The sequence below is a fragment of the Undibacterium sp. Di24W genome, from assembly GCF_049340325.1.
Lineage (GTDB): Bacteria > Pseudomonadota > Gammaproteobacteria > Burkholderiales > Burkholderiaceae_D > Undibacterium.
The window spans coordinates 1-255 of sequence record NZ_JBMPOP010000041.1 but is presented as its reverse complement, the minus strand read 5'-3'; the positions used below and the strand labels follow the sequence as shown (position 1 = coordinate 255).

Below are 255 nucleotides of genomic sequence, written 5' to 3'. Positions count from 1 at the left end.
CTGCTGATGCGGACGGTGTGACTTTCTGGACTGGCAAATTTGATGCAGCGGGTAAAGTGACTGTGGGTGACGTATTCTCACAAATCATCACAGCGGTAAAAGGCTACACAGGTACAGACCAAGCGGCCTTGGATTCTAAAGCCCTGTTCTTGAACAAAGTGGCAGTGGGTGAATACTACGGTTTCACCTTGAACAGCAATGATGTTGCTGGTGCAACGACGATCATGGCTAACGTGACTAAAGACCCAGCGTCTG

1 protein-coding gene is annotated in these 255 nt (G+C 49.4%); it reads left to right on the top strand.

Annotation, left to right across the window (positions count from 1 at the left end; genetic code table 11):
• Window positions 1-255, top strand: a 255-nt coding sequence (locus ACO0KZ_RS20545) for a hypothetical protein (protein ID WP_422998661.1), incomplete at both ends; no start/stop codon positions are given.